Genomic DNA, 20,114 nt, shown 5'->3' on the forward strand with positions numbered 1-20,114 from the left:
ACTCCTTATTTTTTATCCAGAAATCAAAAAATCTCGTCCCTGACTAATAAGTCAGGGACGAGATGTATAGACGTACATACCGCGGTACCACCCTAATAGAAACATAAGTTTCCGCTCTAATCATGTAACGGTGATGAACCGGATTCATTTACTTGTTGTGCCTTTCAACGAACCACTCAGAGGTGTCTTTCCATACTGTCCTAATGAGAAACTTTCCAGCTAACAGTTACTTGATTCATCAAGTAACCCACATTTCTCTCTCTGTATCAGGTAGTCACCATGTACTTTTCCTCTTCTTCGCATTAATCTTTTTTCTAGAATGTTTTCTTACAGTTTATGCGTTTATTAGACTTTTGTCAAGTACTTTTTAAAAACTATGGATGGGTACGTCATGAAAATCTACTATAACGCAATTAGGCGTCTTTGTTTTTAGAGGCATAGGGTATTAGGAGTGCATAGGGCATTTTTCCGTAAATGTGATAGCTTTAATCTTTCTCTATGGGTAGTGGCTTTGGTAAGATGTTCTAGGTGTTACTTTTCCTTTCTCTTAATCGTCCTGATTAAATGAAAGGCGTTCACCGTCCATGGTTCACTTGTCGTAACACCTAGAACACCTTACCTCCTGCTTTCCGTTAAAGATTAAAGCTATCACATTTACTAGGCTTGTAGCTAATACTAGCTTTTTATTCTTTACTTTCATCCTTAAAATAACTTGCTCCAAATACTTCTCATCTGCCATTGCTCTTTAGTATTATCTGTTTAATGATACTTTACTAATAACCTTACTCACCACTAGCCCTAGTATTAGCCTAGTAGATAGGGGATAGGTGGCTGTAAGTTGTGATTTTTAAAAGAGTCTTAGCAAAGCTTAGTAAGTGAAAGAAGTATTTCCGTTAAATAGCTTATTTGTCTGACCGTAGGGAGTTATAAGCTTTAGGAAATACTTCTGAAACGAACTCTAGCTTTTCTTAGACTCTTTTAACCTGAACAACTTACAGCCACCTATCCCCTATCTACGGACGTCTTGAACATATCTTATTATTTTACCTCACAAAAAAATATTCTTCACGCCATTCCCTAACTAGACAAAAATACAACTATAAATTTAATACGATTTACGCCCCTTCACTAAGTTCCTTAATATAACTTTCCAAAGCAACCGTATCCCCATCCGTCTCTTGTATCTTCCTTATAATCGCAGAACCAACAATGACACCATCTACCTCATTTTCTAATTGCTCAACATCTTCTCTCTTTGATATACCAAACCCCACAGCCACTGGTATATCCGAAAGCTCCTTTACACTCCTAAGATAAGGTATAATATCCCCATAGAAATTAGATCGACCTCCTGTTACACCTAATGAAGACACACAATAAACAAACCCACTACATCCTTCTATCACCTTTTTTATTCTATCTTTTGACGTGGGTGCAATTAAAGGTATAAAATCTATCCCATACCTTTCTAGCAAATCCAATAACACATCTCTTTCCTCATAAGGCAAATCAGGTACAATAATACCGTCTATCCCCACTTCATCACAACATTTAACAAACTTCTCTAAACCATAGATAAGAATCGTATTATAATAAACCATGTACACAAGCGGTACATTCGTATTGCTCCTTATACGCCTTGTGGTATTCAATATCTTATCCACTGTCACACCTGCTTGAAGTGCCCGTTGACCTGCTTCCTGTATCGTAGGTCCATCTGCTAAAGGGTCCGAAAAAGGTATACCTAATTCTATAATGTCTGCACCACCTTTTTCCAGTGCATAGACAAAGGACTCTGTCTTATTTAAATCCGGGTCACCAGCTGTTAAATAACCGATAAAAGCTTTTTTCTCCTTCACTTTCAATGCCTCAAATGTATCTTTAATACGCATATAATCACTCCATTCTTAATCAATTACGAATGTTAATCATTGTTAATTCACAAACAAAAGCCACTGTTAACCAATAATATCTAATACCGTCTGAACATCTTTATCACCTCTACCCGATACATTGATAACCACAATTTTATCTTTGCTAAGCTGAGGGATTATTTTAAGGGCATACCCTATAGCATGAGCACTTTCTAAAGCTGGTATTATGCCTTCCTTTTTGGATAATAATTGAAATGCATCTAGGGCTTCTTTATCGGATATGGCTTCATAGGTTGCTCTTCCTAAAGAGTGTAGATAAGCATGTTCTGGACCTGTACCAGGATAATCAAGACCTGCCGATACAGAATGGGCTGGTTTGATATTGCCATCATCATCAGCAAGTAAATAAGTCTTCATACCGTGAAGGACACCTATTTTGCCTTTTGCCCCTTCGGATAATACAGCTGCATGTTTGCCTGTAGCAATACCTTCACCAGCTGCTTCAACACCTACCAATGCTACCTCTGTATCATCAATAAAGGGATAAAACATACCTGCCGAATTGCTGCCACCGCCAATACATGCAATGACCATATCAGGCAGCCTGTTTTCTTTTTCCAGAATTTGCTGTTTTGTCTCATCACCAATAACCCTTTGAAAATCCCGAACCATGGTTGGGTAAGGATGAGGACCTACAACTGAACCAATAACATAAAACGTATCATCTACATGTTTTACCCACTCCCGAATAGCTTCATTGGTTGCATCTTTCAACGTTTTTGTACCTGATGTGACAGGTTGTACGTCAGCTCCCAATAACCGCATTTTGAATACGTTCAAGGCTTGTCTGCGAATATCCTCTTCACCCATAAAAACTGTACATGCCATACCAAAAAGAGCGGCACCAGTAGCTGTTGCCACACCGTGTTGTCCAGCGCCTGTCTCTGCAATAATTTTCTTTTTACCCATACGTTTAGCCAGTAACAGTTGACCAATAACGTTATTAATTTTATGGGCTCCCGTATGATTAAGGTCTTCTCGTTTAAGGTATACTTTAGCACCACCTAAATATGCCGTAAGGGACTGAGCGTAATATAAAGGTGACTGTCTGCCTACGTATTCTTTTAAATAATAATTGAATTCCTTAAGAAATTCTGCATCATGCCTATATTTTTTATACATTGCTTCCAGTTCAATTAAAGGATTCATTAATGTCTCTGGGACATATTGTCCTCCATATTCTCCAAATTTTCGATTCATGATCTTTCCTCCTTGCCCATATCATAAGCATCAATTGCATGAAATAAGGCTCTTATTTTTTGCTCATCCTTGATCAAGTTTGTCTCAACACCTGAATTAACATCCAGCACATGAGGTTTTACTGCTTTTATGGCCGATGTAATATTATCTGGATTAAGCCCTCCTGCCAGTATAACAAAATGTTGTTTAGCCAAATCCTTTACCAAATCCCATCTAAACGTCTTACCTGTACCACCACTAACACCTTTTTGATAGGTATCCAATAAGATACCGTCAATATGTTGATATGCCCCTATTTGCTGAAGGCTTGATGCATCTTTTACACCGATACTTTTCCACTTAGGAACCTTCATTTGGCTACAATAAACATCATCTTCATGACCATGCAACTGTACAATATCTAATCTGCATGAATCTGCTATTTGATCAATTTTCTGAGGAGCTTCATCCACAAAAACACCTACAACTTTGATGTCTGATCTTACCAGCTTCCTTAGCATCATAGCCTGATTAAGAGTCACTTGGCGTTTGCTCTTAGCAAAAATAAAGCCTATGTAGTCAATTGGATAGTTGTTAAGCATCATGACCTCTTCTTTTGTTTTAATACCGCATATTTTAATCTTAGGTCTCATATGCATCTCTTAACTCCTTTGCTTTTGCACCTATATCTTTGCAACGCATGAAACTCTCCCCTACAAGAATCCCATGGATAGGGCACCCCCGCAATCTTTCTATCTCCTCGGCCCCTCTTATACCGCTTTCACTGATTACCAAGCAATGATCGGGTATATAAGATCGAAGACGACATGTTGTCTGAACATCCACTGTAAATCTGGTTAAATCCCTATTGTTCACACCAATAATATTGGCTCTGGCATCTACAGCCCTTTTGATTTCGTCCTGGTTATGGACTTCCACTAAGACATCCAACCCTAAATTTTTTGATAATTGAATGAAATCTTTCAACTGCTTATCCTCTAGAATAGCAACAATGAGTAAAACACAGCTTGCACCTAAACATTTGGCTTGATAAATCTGCAAATCATCCACGATAAAATCTTTACATAAGGTTGGTATAGTTACCCGCTGACTCACATCCCTTAGATACGCATCATGTCCTTGAAAATAGTCTTCTTCTGTCAATACAGAAAGTGCATCAACCACATCTTTATAGCTATCAGCCAACGCCATAGGGTTAAATGCTTCTCGAATTAAGCCTTTAGAAGGTGACGCTTTCTTTATTTCACCAATAATGGATAAACCTTCTTTTGCCATAGCATCATAAAATGATGGGGGCTTCGGCACGGATGTTATTTTTTTAAGAAAATCTTGTAAACTGTTTTCTGTATATTTTTCTTTTAGGCGCTTTTCTTTTTGTCGAATAATCGCCTCTAAATACAATTTCTTTTCCAATAGCCTACACTTCCTTCCACATGATAAACTGCTCCAATACCCCTACCATCACACAGTCTTCTTAAATTGTTGGGTGTACTCAATAAATGCATGTAACTTATGAAGGGCTAATTGATTATCCAATATATATTCTGCCTGTTGAATGCCTTCTTCTATGGTTTTTGCATGTCTGCTAATATAAAGAGCAGCACCTGCGTTAAGGGCTAATATATCACGTTTACTACCTTTCGCACCACTGAATAGCTCCTTAATGATTGAGGCATTCATGTTGGCATCTCCACCTTGAATATCTTCCATCTTAGCCCTATGTAAACCATATTGCTCTGGGTTCACACAGTAGGTATTAATCTCATGCCCATCTAACTCCGATACAATGCTGTCTGAGGTAATACTTAGTTCATCCAGTCCATCTTTCCCATGAACCACTAATGCTCTTTTTGTCCCCAACTCTCTTAGTACAAGGGCCATCTTTTCAGTGAGTTGCTCATCAAATACACCAATTACCTGTCCGCTGACTTGTGCAGGATTCACCAAAGGTCCCAGCATGTTGAACATTGTCCGAAATCCCAACGCCTTACGCACTTTACCTACGTGACGCATGGCACCATGATATGCTGGTGCAAAGACAAAACATATACCAATATCCTTAACCATGGCTTCTGCTTGATCAGGTGTCACTTGAATGTTGGCACCAAGGGCTTCTAGTACATCCGCACTACCACATTTACTGGATACGGACCGATTACCATGTTTCACAACAGGTACACCTGCAGCTGCTGCAACAAATGCTACTGCTGTTGAAATATTATAGGTACCACCCCCATCGCCACCAGTCCCACAGGTATCAATGGCATGTAAGCCATTAAGTTCAATATGAATGGCTTTATCCCTTAATACCTGAGCTCCTGCTGCGATTTCCTCTACGGTTTCTCCCTTCATGGACATGGCTGTCAAAAAACTAGCCACCTGTATATCACTTGCCTGACCTTCCATCATCTGTTCCATAGCAGCTGTCATATCACTTCGTGACAGGTTAACCCCGTGCCTTATTTGATGGATATACTTCTCTAACATGCTTATCAACTCCTTTAACTGATTAATAATTGATTTTGTTTAGCACCGATAAAGTTTTCAATCATTTTCTTACCTGACTCTGTTAAAACAGATTCAGGGTGAAACTGTAAGCCCACTATTTGAAAATCCTGATGTTTTATAGCCATGACTTCCCCATCGTCAGTCCTTGCCATAATCTCAAAACAACTTGGTAAAGACTTAAAATCAACGGCTAAAGAATGGTATCTGGCTATTTTCAAAGGGTTATCCAAACCATAAAAAATACCCTCTCCACTATGATGAATGATGCTGCTCTTACCATGAAAAATAGTCTTTGCATGGACGACTTTACCACCAAATACCTGACCAATACATTGATGACCGAGACACACACCCAATATGGGAATCTTGCCTGCTGCTACTTGGATTAATGACATGCATATGCCCGCATCATCAGGTCTTCCTGGCCCTGGCGATATGACAATATGATCTGGCTTCATGTTCATCACCTCTTGTACCGATATTTTATCGTTGCGGTAAACACGAATATCCTCTTCAAACTCGCCTAAATATTGATATAAATTATACGTAAATGAATCATAATTATCGATTAATACAATCATGACTAACCTCCTTTTGGTCGGTAACTACCTAGCACCCTTTAATAGCTACCATAAGCCCCTTAACTTTATTTTCTGTTTCTTCATATTCTTTTCTTTCATCTGAATCGGCTACAATACCAGCTCCAGCTTGTAAATAAATGGTGTTATCTTTCATCACCATGGTTCTTATGGCAATACACATATCCATATCTTCATCAAAACCAAAATAGCCAATAGCCCCTCCATAGATGCCTCGCTTCTCATCTTCCAATTCATCAATAATCTCCATGGCTCTAATTTTAGGAGCTCCTGATAAGGTACCTGCTGGTAAAAAGCTCATTAAAGTTTGGAAAATATCCATATCCTGTCTTTTCTGACCTTCCAATAATGTCACAAGATGCATCACATGGGAATACTTATAAACCTCCATAAAAGACTTTATATGAACAGATCCTATCTTGGAGACCTTTCCCATATCATTTCTGCCTAAATCCACCAACATGGTATGTTCTGCCTGCTCTTTCTCATCTGCTAATAACTGTGCCGCCAATTTGCTGTCCTCTTCTTCTGTAGCGCCCCGTCTAATGGTACCAGCTATTGGACAGTTACGAATCGTACCTTGTCGGTGTTCCACCAGCATCTCAGGAGAGCTTCCTGCTATCTGATACGTTTCAAAGTTGAAATAAAACATGTAGGGAGATGGATTCACCTGTCTCAACTTCCGATAAATATTAAAAGGCTTTTCTTTAAACTTACCACTCCATCGTCTGGATAAAACCACCTGAAAAATATCACCTTCATAGATATAGTTTTTGGCTTTTTTAACAGCTTCTTCAAAAGTGGACCTTTTCATATGACTTCGAAAAAAAATATCTTCTTTTTTCTGCTCTAAGGCCTTATGTCTATATTCCTGATGAAGTAAAAGCTGCATATGCTGGAGTTTTTCCCTTGCAAGTTTTTCACCTTCACTTCCTTCTTCTTCCAGTACAATCAGATGAATGCGATGTGTTTCATGATCATAAGCAATGATTTCCTTCACAAATAGAAGATGGATATCGGGCACACCAATGGTATCTTCATTTATATGATCCAGATCTTCATATTGCCGTATCATATCATACCCAACAGAACCAACAGCTCCTCCAACAAAAGGTATAGCCGTTTCATTCATCACTTCATAGGCCTGAAGATAGTCCTTGACCACCTCCAAAGGATTGCCCTCCTTGGTCAACATTTGTCCATCTTCTTTGGTCACGGTAATTTTTCCGTCAGCATGCCCTTCAATGATCATATAAGGATTAGTCCCTATAAAAGAATATCTGCCTTTGGGTTGTTCGTTGCTCTCTAATAAAAACCCAATCTTTTCACCTACATATTTTTCATATAAAGTAACGGGTGTGTCAATATCGCCAGATATAATATCCATGTAGGGTTTTAATGTTATCTTTTTCATTGTAACCTCCTTTTCTAACTAAAAAAAACCACTTCGCCCCTACTTAGGACGAAATGGTCGTTTCGCTATGCCACCTAATTCATGAATGAGTGAGCTTATGGTATCTTACATCTTCTATGAAAAGATTGTTTAAACTAAAAAAACGGTTCTCTCGTCATTTGAGACGAAAAACCGTTATACCACTCAATTCTATATACATTCTTTCGGATACGGAAATAAACATTCGATATCCTAACTCTATAACGGGAGTTCCCGGCATCAACTACTGAACATACGTTTTTCATCTTGCATCTCATGGAGCCATTCCTATACTTCATCTATACCGTACCTCACACCTACCGACGGCTCGCTGTCATAAACTCAGAATAGTACTCTTTCCAATCAAAGAATTTATCAAATATTTTATACAATTATACCATCATAACGACATGTTGTAAACCACTTTTTTATTTTATTTCTTATCTTTACATGATTTTAACGACAACTTTTATGCCTAACAATGACATATTTTTTTAAATGAATTCCTCTTATGTGTTAAAAAACTTTCGCTTTCTTTCAATCATATCATCAATACGTTCAATATAGTGTTCCACATTTTTCACATTTTCAATACGTTCAATACGCTTCTCACTTGGAAATACAACTTTGGAAATTGCACCAGCTCCTAAGGCTAAGATTGTTTGTGCTTCTTCCATGATCTCAACGTTGTACACACACATTTTCCCTTCATTGCTGTAGCCTACATTCTCATAATTTCCAACCATATTTTTCTGACGATACATATAATATGGAAATAGTCCCATATCTTTTGCTTCATCATGAGCTATTGTAATCATATCTTCAACCATGTCTCCTTGGATAAGCTCATATTGATTCAAAGTCTCTTTAAGCTTAGATGCTCTTTTTACTGCCATGGTATGAACCGTCAAACTGTCTGGGTTTAGAGCCTTCACTTGTTTCATGGTATGGATAACATCATGACTATCTTCACCTGGAAGTCCCAGAATAAGATCCATGTTAATGTTATCAAATCCAGCCTCTCTTGCCATTGAAAAAGCAGTGCGAATGTCTTCAACTGTATGATGTCGGCCTATGACCTTTAACGTTTTATCATGCATGGTCTGAGGATTTATGGAAATACGTGTGACACCATATGTCTTAAGTACAGCTAGTTTACTGGTACTCATCGTATCAGGCCGACCTGCTTCAACCGTAAATTCCAGGGTAGCAGGTACATCAAAATATTGATGGATCATGGTCATTAATTGTTCTAATGCTTTTGCATCTAATGCAGTAGGCGTTCCCCCACCTACGTAGATGGTTTTTACTTGTTTATCCCGTAAAAGCTTACTGCTGACATAAGCCATTTCTTTCTCAAGTGCTCGCAGATAATCCTTTACCCGATGTGCCCATTTGTCGATAGGATAAGACGTAAAGGAACAATATAAGCACCTTGTAGGGCAAAATGGTATACCAATGTATACATTGATTTCATCTTTTTGATTAGCCTCTAATATAGGCCACTCATGTTCTGCTATCTCAAGCATCAGTTCTATTTTTTTCTCAGATATGTGGTAATCATCTCTTAGGTGCTGCATGATTAAGGCACGATCTAACCCGTATTGCTGGATAAGCTCAAAGACTATCTTGGTGGGACGAATACCTGTCAAAATACCCCATGGTTGTTCTTGCCCTGTCACATGACTGGCTACCTTGTACAGAAGCTTTTTCATAAGCATTTTACATGCTTTTTTCCTTCTGATAGGATGATCCGGTAGATGTTGAAGGGCCTCTTTATCCATGGCTGATGTGGCAATAGATTCCCCATCTTTATAATATGTTACCTTACAGCATTCATCCGTTAAAACAGCTTCTACCGTTACACCATAAGCATCTATATGGTCGACGATTTTATAATCTTCTCCTGGAAAAAATAGATTCAGCAGCATTTTCATTTCATACGCAAAATCATGACCTATTAATACTAATTTCATGAACCCTCTACTCCTATACGTGCTAACGATTTCATTGTACAGCTTTCATTATTGCAAAAACATATTGGCTTTTTTTTCATAACCGATGGTAGTGCGCAAACCATGGCCAGAATATACTTGTGTCTCGTCTGGCAAACAGAGTAGTCTCTCTTTTATGGATTGGATTAGTGTATTGGGATGACCATCGTAAAAATCCGTTCGTCCGATAGCGCTTGGAAACAAAGTATCCCCACTAAACAATACCTTATACGCTTCATTATAGTAACATATACTCTCTGGTGAATGCCCTGGTACGGTAATACACTCAAACTCAAGATCACCAAATTCAACAATATCCCCATCACGAACCCATTCATCGGCCTCAACTGAAATAGCTCTTCCACTAAAACGCATGGACAAATTCAGCTCTGGATTTTTCATAAGCTCTCCTTCATCTTTGCTGGAAAAAACAGGTACCCCATATTGTTCTCTTAAAACATCTATTGCCTGAATATGATCATAATGCCCATGAGTTACTAACATGCCCATAAGTTTCAATTGTTCCTGTTCAATAAATTGACTGATCTTATCCGGTTCAGCTGCTGGATCGATCACCACTGCCTCATTGGTTTGTTCATTATACACCACGTATACATTGGTTCCTAGCTCCCCTAGTAACATTGTTTTAACTCTCATGATAAGCCTCCTCTTACAAAAAGATAGTAACGAGCGATCTCCCATATCCCTCTTACTATCTGCTTACGCCTTTCCCTATTAAAATGCTTTTTCACTATCAATAAGCAGTGTGACTGGACCATCATTTAATAGTGTCACTTTCATATCTGCCTGAAAGATTCCTTGCTGTATTTTGGGGTATTTATCTTTAGCTATCGCCATAAATGATTGGAATATCTGTCTGGCTGTATCAGGTTTTGCAGCCCCTGAATAACTGGGTCGACGACCTTTTCTGCAATCGCCATATAATGTAAAATTGGGTACAAAGAGTATCTCACCCTGCACATCTTTTACGGATAAATTCATTTTATCTGCCTCATCTTCAAATATGCGAAGGTTAACGATTTTATCTAGCATGTAGGCATAAACCTTTGAATCGTCATCCTCTAAAAACCCCACTAATACCATCATACCATGTCCAATTTCAGCTACGCTTTTGCCCTCGACTTCAACTGAAGCATGTTTTACTCTTTGTACAACAGCTCGCATTTTACTAAACCTCTCTCATCCCTGTTTCTCTGTCTTTAATACTGTTTACCTATATACATCATCAAGTCTAATTATTGGCTCGAATGATTTCTTCTACACCTTGTATAGCTCTTAGTTTCTTGGTTAATTTATTTAATTGGCTAACACCATTAATCTCCATGGTTACATTAAAAATGGATTTGTCACCTTTTATAGACCTGGCATTTAAAGATTTAACAGGTATTTTTTCTTCTGTTAAGACTTTGGACACATCCACCAATAAACCAACTTTATTGGAACCAATGATCTGAATTTCTACTTGGTACAATCGACTGGTTTGTTTTTCACCTAAACTCTGCCACTCTGCTTCAATAAGACGATGACGCTCTATTTCAGATAAGTTAATAACATTGGTACAATCCGTTCGATGAATGGATACACCTCGTCCCCGTGTAATAAAGCCTACAATTTCATCCCCTGGTACAGGATTACAACATTTAGAAAATCGTACAGCTAAGTCTTCAACACCTTTTACCATGATACCGCTTTTGGACTGTTTTTTAGCAGGTTCTAACGTAGGATCTACAACCTCTTTGATAATATCATCCGTTGGTTTTTCCAGGCTCTTTTCATGCTTCTTCTTATACTCTTCATATAAGCGATTCACAACCTGACCTTCTTTTAACCCACCATGGCCAACAGCAGCACATACTGCATCCCAGTCCTTAAACCCATATTTTCTTTGAACAATCTGGGTAAGTTCTGGTTTTGTAATATCACTTAACACAATGCCTTTATTCTTCGTGTATTTTTCAATCAATTCTTTTCCACGAAGAATATTTTCTTCTTTGAACTCTTTTCTAAACCATTGATTAATCTTACTTCTGGCTTGGGAACTCTTAATAATGCTTAACCAATCCCGACTTGGTCCACGGGAATTCTGGGAAGTCACAATCTCAATACGGTCACCATTTTTTATTTTATAATCAAAGGTGACAATCTTACCATTAACACGGGCACCAACCATTTTGTTCCCTACTGCACTATGAATATGATACGCAAAATCTATGGGTGTCGACCCGGCTGGTAAATTAATCACATCGCCTGAAGGGGTAAAAGCATACACTTGATCAGCAAACACATCTAAGTCTGACTTAAGAATATCCAAAAACTCCTTGTTATCGGACATATCCCGCTGCCATTCAAGAATCTGTCTTAACCAATTCAGTTTTTGTTCTTCTCGCTGCTTAATGTTTCCTGTGGTTTTACCTTCTTTGTACTTCCAATGTGCAGCAATCCCGTATTCAGCAGTTCGGTGCATCTCGGCTGTTCGTATCTGCATCTCAAAAGGCTCACCTTCTGGACCGATAACCGTGGTGTGTAAGGATTGATACATGTTGGGTTTAGGCATGGCAATATAATCCTTGAATCTGCCTGGTATGGGCTTATACATTTCATGGATAATACCTAAGACACCGTAACAGTCTTTAACGGATTCAACGATGGCTCTCACCGCAAATAAATCAAAGATTTGATCGATTGTTTTCTGCTGCCCTATCATTTTTTTGTAGATACTAAAGAAGTGTTTGGGTCGTCCCTCAACTTCGGCTTTTATATCTATTTTTTCAATCTCCACATTAATGTCATTGACAATTTCATCAACAAACTGAATACGATCCCCACGTTTTCTCGCAATCTTCTCAACCAAATCATAATAAGCATCTGGGTGCAGGTATCTAAAAGATAAATCTTCTAATTCAATTTTGAATTTAGATATCCCAAGCCGATGGGCTAATGGTGCGTAGATATCTAACGTTTCTTTGGCAGTTTTTCGCTGCTTATGTTCGGGTTTATACTTTAATGTACGCATGTTATGCAATCTGTCAGCTAATTTAATAAGAATAACACGAATATCTTTGGACATGGCTAAAAACATTTTTCGATAGTTCTCAGCCTGTATTTCTTCCTTATCTGTTGAATAAGGGATTTTTTCTAATTTGGTAACGCCATCAACAAGCAGGGCTACCTCTTTGCTAAATTCCTCTGTAATGTATTCTATGGTATACGCTGTATCTTCCACTACATCGTGAAGGATACCAGCAATAATAGACTCTTTATCTAACTCCAATTCAGCCAAAAGTTGAGCTACAGCTAATGGATGAATGATATAAGGCTCACCTGATTTTCTTAACTGATTCTCATGAGCCGATCGAGCTAGTTTATAAGCCTTCTCAATCATCGAAAAATCTTCCGATGGATGATATTTTTTTATTGCTTTTATTAATTCCATATACATATTATCAGGCATTCTATCACCGCTTTATCTCACATTTTTGTAAAGGATATGCATGCATGGTACGCTTATTATATATCTCGATTCAAGTGTAACTCATATATATCTATCTATTATAGTTTTTTTTGTTACAAAATGCAAGATTTATTGCGTAATTGACCATGGACATCCTATAACAACAGCGCTAAAACATGACATGTGACTATTTCTTTATAAAATGCTCTTGATACTAGGAACAGCGTTCTATTTAGGTATTTCATATTAATATCACGAGCATTACTGACGATATATTTCTTGTGATAACACTTTCTTCAGTTTTTTAACTTAATCTTGCAATATAGTTGTTTTATTTGTGATTTACATTCTTGACATCTGTTTTCTACTAGAAATAGGTACAACATTACGTTTTTTAGAAAGTATACCACAATTTACTTGATTTATCTCGAATAGATATATATAGTACTTTATTTCGACAACAAAATATACAAGCGAAAGGAAATCTACCATGAAGAAAAGCATCCTTTTATCTGCGTTACTTTTATTGGTGATGGGTGTAACAAATACTTCTGTAACCTATGCAACCCAAACGTACCAACCAAGCTCCTGGTCTTCCCAAAGCATCGATATTACTGCAAAAGCAGGATTAATACCAGATGACTTCAGCACCCAGCCCTTTACCAATCGTATTACACGAAGAGATTTTTGCGATTTACTGATCAATACATGCCGAATCTATGGTATAACATTACCTGAACTACCTGCTTCTCATCCATTTAAAGATACTACGGATGAAGCTGTAGAATATGCCTACATGCTGGGTCTTATTCAAGGTACTGGAGAAGGTATGTTTAGTCCTGATATGCCCCTAACGCGGGAAATGGCAGCTGTCATGGTGTCCAAGATACTGATACTGTTTCAATCCTCTTCTGATGAAGACATGAAGAACAAGGTACATACAACCGCAACAGGAACGCTGACTTATACACTGCCTATGGGTGATGAGGAATCCGCCAATCTTCTTAATCGTTATGCTGTGGACTATTCCTTGGTATCCACCTGGGCAAAGGTTTATATGGCGGATGTTTATACACTGGGAATTCTTTTAGGCACCGGTGAAGGAAAACTGGACCCTAAGAGTAACCTGACACGTGAACAAGCTGTCATGTTGTCACTTAAAGTATTAACATACTGTGACGAATCACCCATTCGAGCTATAGGTGTTGACACTTGCATCTTACCTGGACCAACAGGAATCTATATTTCCCCTTCCTATCAAGCAGATAATGTGATGCTGCGCTGGAATGCTATTCCTTCTGCCACAGCATATGATGTGACCATCAGTCAAAATGGTGTGACATCTTATATGGATAGAATCCATAACCATTACCTTGATTTACGCAATGGGTCACTGGATAACTACCTTATAAACAGTAAACAATTTATTCATGCCGATATACAAGTTACACCGGTTAATAAAAATGGTGAGGCTTCTATTTATTCTCTCCAACAGACATTTAACATTTTCCCAAAAGTAAGCATTAATGAGATGATTACCGGTGACCCTAATAAAAATCAGTTTAAGGATATACATGAAGCCAATGCAAATATGACAACCATCACCGTCAAAGTGTGGCAGTTAACATCATCTGGAACAAAGAAAACAGCCCAAATTAACCTTAAAGTCAATAAAAATCTTGCTCATACCATAGAAAAAATCTTTGAAGATATCTATAATGGGGATGAAAAGTTCCCTATTAAAAGCGCCTCATGTTATGACTATAGAAACGGCAGATCACAACATTCCAATGGTACAGCTATTGACATTAATCCACAGGAAAATTATTTCATAGCATTAAATGGCGTCATTAAAGCTGGAACCTTATGGCAGCCTGGTGTTAACCCCTATTCCATTATACCCGATGGAGATGTTGTACAAGCCTTTAACCGTTATGGCTGGCACTGGAGTCCAGACAGGCATTGGTCCAGTGGTGCGGATTATATGCACTTCAGTCTTAATGGAAATTGATATCTGCTTATAAAGCATAACAATAAAAAAACACCCTTTATGCTATATATAATATATTGCATAAGGGGTGTTTTTTAGACATCATATGGTGTAAAGTATATGTAAACATTCTATAAGGCTGTATAAAGGCGCTGACTTATTAACAGCAATCAACTAAATCCTTGTAACCTTTGTCATATCAAATGGCAGACCATGTCCTGGATACACCTTGGTAATGTTCATTTTTATCATGTCTATTATACTTTTATCTAAGGCATCAAAATCCTGAGCATTGGGAGCTCTAGCTGGTTTTTTCATGTTGGCAAGCGTATCGCCTGCGATTAATGCTCCTTCACTGGTTATGATGCCAATGGATCCTTTTGTATGTCCTGGCATGTGCACAATCCTTGCTTCAAAACCGTACTCTGTTAAGGTATCCCCATGGTTAAGGTATATATCCGGTTCAAATGATTCAAAATCATCTAAGGTTTTGGTAGAGATTTTAATGATTAATCTTTTTAAAAGTTTAAACATGAGCTTTAAGACCATGGATCTATAGCGAAAACTTTGCAATACTTTCTGCAAAGTTGGGTTCACTACAAGTTCAAGATCATCACGATGCATAGCTATGGGCGTTTGATATTCTTTTTTAAGGTATGCAGCATTAGCAACATGATCATTATCACCATGGGTTAAAACGATAAGCTTTAAATTTTCAGGTGTACACCCTTGTTTTTTCAACGCATCCTCTAACACATCTCTTCTATTTGTAAATTTTTTATCAATGACCATATGACCGCCCGTATCGAATAATATTAAGTGATCACCCTGCTTTCCTAGATAACAATTCACACCGCCTAAGTCAATCCTTATAATTGATTGCTTCATGTACGCATACCTCCCAGTAAATTATTGTGTAACGGATTTGACTTTATTATCCCATATCCATTCAATCCGTTATCCCATCAAATTGATTTAACTTATTGATGCTGTTTATGATAAGCACCATGGGTCGCTTCATAAGCCTTTAAGTACAAGGTATCAAATTTCTTTCGATCAATCTCAAAGTATTTGGTCCATGCCTCTGCAAAGCAAATATAGGCATAGTTGGGTATGAAGCTTGTAAAAAACTCCACAATTCTGCGTTCATCTAACAGATCCCTTGATACGGATTTATCCTCGTATTCTTTAGCAATCATTGCATCTAAAACTTTAAATAAGACTGGCTTTTCCTTGGTCTTTTTCAATGAATCAATCAACATGACTCTTACCAAATCAGCATTTTCTTGACCAAATGCATAATAACTGCTTTCCATTCTATTAACGATGTTTTCTCCTTTTTCTTGATGACTTTCATGGGTTGCTGACTGAATAATCTTCATATACGCCTGGATGAAATTAGCTGTCAGTGTCTCTAAAATATCCTCTTTACTTTTGAAATGATAATAAATTAATGACTTAGGAACATTTGCCGCTCGCGCAATTTCTTCTATTCTAGACCCTTCAAAACTCTTAGACGAAAAAATTTCCAATGCTGCTTGTAAAATTTTCTCTTTGGCATTTTTTCTACCCATGATCACCTCTCCTTTTTATACTGAACGTTCATTCAACATTATTGTATACTGCTTGTAGGGTCATGTCAATAGCTACATGAAATTTCTTTTGTTTTAATGGATAATTCATCCATTAAAATGGGACTGTCTCATCAAAGCAAAATAATCACCTTATCGTTTCTAAAAACTTCTAGGTCAAAATTGCTTTTTGAGACAGTCCCATTTATCCAAAGTCCATGATCTGACTCTCCAACCATAACACTTTTCTCCTTATAACTTATAGAGTGGTAGCAAATGATGGTCATTAAAACAGTTGATATTTATTTCTCAATAATTCTAACAAATTATCTGGATTATCGTTTTCTAATGCAATGCCATCTTTATAAACATTCATGGTGGCTTTTTTACCAGAATGCTTACCAATAACAATTTTTCGGCTTCTGCCAAATAATTCTGGTGATATTTCTTCATAGGTTCTGGTATCTTTTAGAAGACCGTCAATATGAATACCAGACTCGTGAGAGAATGCATTTTCTCCCACAATTGGTTTTCCTGTATCAAGCCATCTTTTTGAGTAACTTTCAACCATTTTTGATACTTTCATAATGTGTTGCATGGCTAGTTGATCCTTACAACCTTCAACATAACGAATAACGGCTACGATTTCTTCTAACGGTGTATTGCCCGCACGCTCTCCTAAACCGTTTACACTACAGCTTATATAGGTTGCTCCTCCTTTAAATGCACCCAAAGCATTGGCTGTCCCCATACCTAAATCATTATGGCCATGAAAATCCAAGTCTACTTTTATATCCTGTCTTATCTGTTTTATGATGTCATAAACAGAAAAGGGATTCATGCGACCTACTGTATCTGCATATCTAACCCGTATTGCTCCTTCTTCCTGGGCTTTTTTATACAATTGAATAAGAAAGTTAATATCGGCTCTAGATGCATCTTCAGCACCAACAGATACTTCACATCCTTTTGATACAGCATATGAAACCACCTTCTGCATCTTTGATAACAGTTCTTTTCGAGTCATACGTAACTTCTTTTTAATGTGAATATCGGAAGCTGGTACGGTAATATGCACATTCTTGACACCTGTAAGAAGTGACTGATCAATATCCTTCATACACATCCTATTCCATGTAAGAATTTTTGCTTTTAGATGAAGTGCATTAATGGCTTTTATAACAGACCTTTCTTCTTCGCTCATAACTGGAATACCTGCTTCAATCATGTCAACACCCAGTTGATCGAGTGCTTTGGCTATCTCGATTTTTTGCATTTTAGAAAATTGAACACCTGCTGCTTGTTCACCGTCTCTCAAAGTCGTATCCACAATAAATAGTCTTGCCATCCAATCACCTCCTGATTAGTATTTGACAACTATTTTAAGTAGCATAAAGGGAACTAAAAATACAAGAAGCTGAATAACTGCTAACGTTACTGCTTGCATGATATCGTACTGATATAACGTGTATATTCGTGTGGTTACTGTTTGTGTTTTACCTGCAAAGTTTCCTGCAAACATGATGGTAGCACCAAATTCTCCTGCCCCTCGTAAAGCACATAAGATAACGCCTGTGACAATACTTCTGATACTTAGAGGCAAGCAAATTGATAATAATAGGGATTTATGTCCTGCCCCAAATACTTTTGCTGCTTCCAGAATCTCTTTTTCAATGGATTGAAGTTTACCTTTTAAAATTTGAATGAAGAAAGGCATCCCAATAAATACTTGTGTGCAAACGATGGCTATAAATGAAAAAGGAACTTGAATACCTCTGCTTGCTAACCATGAGCCAAGAAAACCTCGCGTTCCAAACGCCATAAGCATCCCTAACCCTGCAACGGATGGTGGTAATACCAGCGGTAGACATGTAACGGTTTCAAGAATACGATAGATCTTCCCTGTGTTATAAGCTAATATGTATGCTGTCGGGATACCAATCATACAGATGATAATGACTGAAATCCCTACAGATGTACATGTTGTTGTAAAAGCGGCTAGTGTTTCACTTGAAGAAACTAGCTCCTCCAGACTGCTTCGTGTAACCCGTGATGTCATGGAATAGATGACACTTATAATCCAGATGAAGTTAATACCTGTTATGCACCATAATAGCTTATACATGATATTTAACGGTTGGGTTGGCTTACATGGCTCTTTGCTTATTTCTTCATAAATGACAATGCCTTTAATCGTTGCTTCATTTCTGCTCATATGGACACACCCTCTTTTTAAGGAAGGATATAATGATATTTTTCCAATACTTGACGTCCTTTTTCTCCCAATACATAATCAACAAATTTTTCTGCCCCCTTTTGACTTTGAGTAAGTTTACCTATGGTGTAGGTTGCCATTTGATTACATGCATCTGGTATATCCAATGTGATGATGTTGGCTTCATTTGCTTTTGTTCTATCTGTTGCATAGACAATGCCGCAATCTGCTTCACCAATTTCTATTTTGGCAACAACGGCTTTAACAGAATGCTCATAGGATATCACATTGTTTTTAAATAGGCGGGTATAGTCTTCACCATCAAGGTTATCTTGCTGTATTTTATCCAGCATTTTTCTCGTATATTGACCAATTGGTTGAGCTTCTTCTGCCAAAATAATGGTGACATCCTTTTGGATCAAGTCTTCTAAAGAAGAAATTTTATGCTTTTGATCTTTATACACCATCACAACGAGCTTATTGTGTGCAAAAACATGAACATCTTCTTGGCTGATATACTTTTCTAACACCATATCTTCCATATAGGCTTCATTAGCCGATACATATACATCTGCCTTAACACCTTCTTTTATCTGATGAGCTAATGAGGCACTCCCTGCAAAAGTGATTGTCAAGTCAATATGGGTGTTTTCTTCTTCAAACGCTTCTTCTATTTCATGAAATGCTTCTGTTAAACTTGCCGCTGCCAAAATGGTCATCTCTGTCTTTTTTTCTGACACGGCTTGTGCATTGCACCCACATAATAGAATAGCTAAACTTATGACCATGGCTGCTACTTTCATTTTCATCACCTCATTAACAACACGGTTATCTCTAAGGTCAACCATAGATGGTTGTTGCACATAATCTTCTGATGTTAAATCAGCAATCTTTCAACCACTTCTTCTTCCTCTAGTGCATCCATGATTTCTTCCACATCATCAACCGTTACTTTGCCATACCAGATTTGCTGGGGATATATCATCACGATTGGCCCCATGGAACATAGGCCTAGACAGCCAGTGTTGGTTATCATCATTTCTGAATCCAAATCTCTATCTTGCATTTCTTCTACAAAAGCTGCCACCATGTCTTTTCCTTGCTGTTGAACACAGTAACCTTTATTTTCGCCTGTTAACCTTGAGCTGGTACACACAAAAATATGGTATTTGGGTTTTGTTTTTGCCATGATGCTTCAC

At 37.7% G+C, this 20,114-nt stretch carries 18 protein-coding genes and 2 other annotated features; of the genes, 1 reads left to right on the forward strand and 17 read right to left on the reverse strand.

All coding sequences use genetic code 11. The features are described from left to right. Positions 1 to 50 precede the first annotated feature (50 nt). Positions 51 to 307, reverse strand: a binding site (T-box leader). An 808-nt stretch (positions 308 to 1,115) separates the two neighbouring features. The 11 genes from trpA to HZI73_RS16010 all read right to left on the reverse strand — a co-directional run bounded on the left by trpA (position 1,116) and on the right by HZI73_RS16010 (position 13,121). After that, on the reverse strand, positions 1,116 to 1,892 hold the full coding sequence (gene trpA / locus HZI73_RS15960) for a tryptophan synthase subunit alpha (RefSeq protein WP_212694376.1): 777 nt from the start codon (positions 1,890 to 1,892) through the stop codon (positions 1,116 to 1,118). 66 nt (positions 1,893 to 1,958) lie between these two features. Next, positions 1,959 to 3,134, reverse strand: coding sequence for a tryptophan synthase subunit beta (gene trpB / locus HZI73_RS15965; RefSeq protein WP_212694377.1), 1,176 nt, complete (start codon positions 3,132 to 3,134; stop codon positions 1,959 to 1,961). Beyond that, on the reverse strand, positions 3,131 to 3,772 hold the full coding sequence (locus HZI73_RS15970) for a phosphoribosylanthranilate isomerase (RefSeq protein WP_212694378.1): 642 nt from the start codon (positions 3,770 to 3,772) through the stop codon (positions 3,131 to 3,133). The genes trpB and HZI73_RS15970 overlap by 4 nt, the downstream gene beginning before the upstream one ends. After that, positions 3,756 to 4,547, reverse strand: a complete 792-nt coding sequence (trpC, locus tag HZI73_RS15975) for an indole-3-glycerol phosphate synthase TrpC (protein ID WP_212694379.1) — start codon at positions 4,545 to 4,547, stop codon at positions 3,756 to 3,758. Before trpC ends, HZI73_RS15970 begins: the two co-directional genes overlap by 17 nt. 48 nt (positions 4,548 to 4,595) lie before the next feature. Further along, positions 4,596 to 5,621, reverse strand: coding sequence for an anthranilate phosphoribosyltransferase (gene trpD, locus HZI73_RS15980; protein WP_212694380.1), 1,026 nt, complete (start codon positions 5,619 to 5,621; stop codon positions 4,596 to 4,598). Between the two features lie 14 nt (positions 5,622 to 5,635). Continuing rightward, positions 5,636 to 6,223, reverse strand: a complete 588-nt coding sequence (locus tag HZI73_RS15985; RefSeq protein WP_212694381.1) for an anthranilate synthase component II — start codon at positions 6,221 to 6,223, stop codon at positions 5,636 to 5,638. A 28-nt stretch (positions 6,224 to 6,251) separates the two neighbouring features. Continuing rightward, the gene (gene trpE / locus HZI73_RS15990) at positions 6,252 to 7,655 is read right to left on the reverse strand and encodes an anthranilate synthase component I (RefSeq protein WP_212694382.1); all 1,404 of its coding nucleotides are present in this window, start codon (positions 7,653 to 7,655) and stop codon (positions 6,252 to 6,254) included. A 156-nt stretch (positions 7,656 to 7,811) separates the two neighbouring features. Next, positions 7,812 to 8,049: a binding site (T-box leader), on the reverse strand. A gap of 133 nt (positions 8,050 to 8,182) precedes the next feature. Next, positions 8,183 to 9,649, reverse strand: coding sequence for a coproporphyrinogen dehydrogenase HemZ (hemZ, locus tag HZI73_RS15995; protein ID WP_212694383.1), 1,467 nt, complete (start codon positions 9,647 to 9,649; stop codon positions 8,183 to 8,185). A gap of 48 nt (positions 9,650 to 9,697) precedes the next feature. Further along, positions 9,698 to 10,324, reverse strand: a complete 627-nt coding sequence (locus HZI73_RS16000; RefSeq protein ID WP_212694384.1) for an MBL fold metallo-hydrolase — start codon at positions 10,322 to 10,324, stop codon at positions 9,698 to 9,700. A 78-nt stretch (positions 10,325 to 10,402) separates the two neighbouring features. Then, on the reverse strand, positions 10,403 to 10,852 hold the full coding sequence (gene dtd / locus HZI73_RS16005; protein WP_212694385.1) for a D-aminoacyl-tRNA deacylase: 450 nt from the start codon (positions 10,850 to 10,852) through the stop codon (positions 10,403 to 10,405). A gap of 67 nt (positions 10,853 to 10,919) precedes the next feature. Beyond that, entirely contained in the window at positions 10,920 to 13,121 is a 2,202-nt protein-coding gene (locus tag HZI73_RS16010) for a RelA/SpoT family protein (RefSeq protein ID WP_330619544.1), read from the reverse strand. Between the two features lie 508 nt (positions 13,122 to 13,629). Between HZI73_RS16010 and HZI73_RS16015 the strand changes: the two genes are divergently transcribed. Then, on the forward strand, positions 13,630 to 15,150 hold the full coding sequence (locus HZI73_RS16015; protein ID WP_212694387.1) for an S-layer homology domain-containing protein: 1,521 nt from the start codon (positions 13,630 to 13,632) through the stop codon (positions 15,148 to 15,150). A 153-nt stretch (positions 15,151 to 15,303) separates the two neighbouring features. Here the strand turns inward: HZI73_RS16015 and HZI73_RS16020 are convergent, their stop codons facing one another. From HZI73_RS16020 to HZI73_RS16045, 6 genes are all read right to left on the reverse strand, one after another. Beyond that, positions 15,304 to 16,017 carry an MBL fold metallo-hydrolase gene (locus HZI73_RS16020; protein ID WP_212694388.1) on the reverse strand — a complete coding sequence of 238 codons (714 nt, stop codon included), beginning with the start codon at positions 16,015 to 16,017 and terminating at the stop codon, positions 15,304 to 15,306. A gap of 92 nt (positions 16,018 to 16,109) precedes the next feature. Further along, on the reverse strand, positions 16,110 to 16,703 hold the full coding sequence (locus tag HZI73_RS16025) for a TetR/AcrR family transcriptional regulator (protein WP_212694389.1): 594 nt from the start codon (positions 16,701 to 16,703) through the stop codon (positions 16,110 to 16,112). A 283-nt stretch (positions 16,704 to 16,986) separates the two neighbouring features. Beyond that, positions 16,987 to 18,048 (reverse strand): homocitrate synthase/isopropylmalate synthase family protein, encoded by a 1,062-nt coding sequence (locus tag HZI73_RS16030; protein WP_212694390.1) that lies wholly within the window; start codon positions 18,046 to 18,048, stop codon positions 16,987 to 16,989. Between the two features lie 15 nt (positions 18,049 to 18,063). Next, positions 18,064 to 18,915, reverse strand: coding sequence for a molybdate ABC transporter permease subunit (locus HZI73_RS16035; RefSeq protein ID WP_212694391.1), 852 nt, complete (start codon positions 18,913 to 18,915; stop codon positions 18,064 to 18,066). A 17-nt stretch (positions 18,916 to 18,932) separates the two neighbouring features. Beyond that, positions 18,933 to 19,778, reverse strand: coding sequence for a molybdate ABC transporter substrate-binding protein (modA, locus tag HZI73_RS16040; protein ID WP_212694392.1), 846 nt, complete (start codon positions 19,776 to 19,778; stop codon positions 18,933 to 18,935). A 14-nt stretch (positions 19,779 to 19,792) separates the two neighbouring features. Further along, positions 19,793 to 20,104 carry a (2Fe-2S) ferredoxin domain-containing protein gene (locus tag HZI73_RS16045; protein WP_212694393.1) on the reverse strand — a complete coding sequence of 104 codons (312 nt, stop codon included), beginning with the start codon at positions 20,102 to 20,104 and terminating at the stop codon, positions 19,793 to 19,795. Positions 20,105 to 20,114 lie beyond the last annotated feature (10 nt).

Source organism: Vallitalea pronyensis (assembly GCF_018141445.1).
GTDB classification, from domain to species: domain Bacteria; phylum Bacillota; class Clostridia; order Lachnospirales; family Vallitaleaceae; genus Vallitalea; species Vallitalea pronyensis.